This window comes from Pedobacter sp. 10L46_2 (assembly GCF_056395165.1).
In genome coordinates, this window is record NZ_JBFTIZ010000506.1 from 1 (window position 1) to 1,556 (window position 1,556).

General features: G+C 39.1%; 2 protein-coding genes. Both read right to left on the reverse strand.

What is annotated here, in order from left to right; all coding sequences use genetic code 11:
• Positions 1–13: 13 nt before the first annotated feature.
• A complete protein-coding gene (locus tag AC1DDX_RS27300; RefSeq protein ID WP_477623018.1) occupies positions 14–688 on the reverse strand; it encodes an NmrA/HSCARG family protein in 675 nt (224 codons plus the stop codon).
• A gap of 413 nt (positions 689–1,101) precedes the next feature.
• On the reverse strand, positions 1,102–1,556 hold a 455-nt coding region (locus tag AC1DDX_RS27305), incomplete at its 5' end, for a helix-turn-helix domain-containing protein (RefSeq protein WP_477623019.1).

The window sequence follows — 1,556 nt, forward strand, 5'->3', positions numbered from 1 at the left end:
TATTGCCGTGCTATTAATAAACTGCGATACTATCGTCAAAGCTGTACCGCTCTGTTGCCAAGGTAAGGTAATTGCCATTGCCTGCTTTTTCAGGCTGCAAAAATGCACCAGCCACAACTTTTCCCATATCGTTGATGTCTGACCAATGGACTACCTGTTTTGTCGGATCGAGCGGTAGCGTCCAACCGGTTGTGCCGTCTTGCTGCGGCTGTGGTGCAAGCCAAGCGGCGAGATTTTGGAAATAGAATGGAGCTTCTACAAAAGATGTATACTTAAATCCTGCATTCTTTACTGTATCATCTAGCTTTGATTTATTTGTAAAGAAAGGAACATCAAATTCACCGTTGCTTATTGATTCAACGTCAGGAAGTGTTGACCATACGAAATGCTCTACTCCGGCTGCTTTTGCTGCTTCCACTGCATTTTTGCCCTGGCCAATTTCGTCTGCACCTCCCCAATAGTTGGTTACTACAAATACGCCATAAACATCCTTAAACGCTTCCTTTAATGACTCCAAATCAGTTAAATCAGCGTAAACTACCTCACTTGCCTTGCYCGAATAATTTTCGGGATCACGGGTTGTTGCTCTTACATTGAAAGTACCTTCCTGTACAAGGGTATTAACCACACCCGAACCTTGTGAGCCTGTTGCTCCGATCACTGCTATTGTTTTTTTAAGATTGCTCATAATTTTATGTATTTAATTATAAGACAAAATTAGGGGATGAGTTTAGCTGCCCGTTATACAAATCAGGGAAGACGTGATACATTTTAAGGATAGGATTTTTTGAAGTTTTTATTTAAGAATAACAAAAGGGACCGCCCTTATGAGAAGAAACAGGAAATGACAGGACAATGCGATTGCGGTAAGCTTCTTTAAATACTGAAAACTGTGATGGTCCGATCAAAAGTTCAGACCAGGGCACAGGCGATAATGGAAATATGCAATTACATCATTGTATGTTACGATAGAAAAAGAAGGTATTCCGCGATCGGTTAAAGATCAGCAGTTATATTGACGAAGATCATAAAACGAGTACAAGTTGCCTGAAATGTCTTTACATTGCCACTGCGGCTAAAGATAAGTTATATTAGCTTTAATTATTTGTGAGTGTTAGCTATTCTGTAGTCAGTTGGGTTTACCCCGGTCAGCTTTTTAAAAACCTTTGATAAATGACTGACATCGGTAAATCCAAACTCATCTGCAATCTGTTTCAATTTGAGCCCTCCAATAGCTATTCTCTTTTCGATGAGCTTGATCCGGTAATTGTCAAGGTATTCCTGATAAGCTATTCCAAAGTTTCTTTTAAAATAGTTGCTGAAATATCTAATTGAAATGTTGAAATGTGAAGCAACCGCCTTTACTGTTATCATTTCCCTACAATAGATATTCTCATGGAGGTAGGATAAAATCTGTTCGTTGTTAGGGTCATTATTTATAACCATAATTGCCTCTACTGGCATCGATTCTTTTATAATGCCGAAGATTCCCAGCAGCAAATAAAAAACAACAGCTGAATAAGCAACATTTTTCACCTTATCGTAGGCAAGTAAGC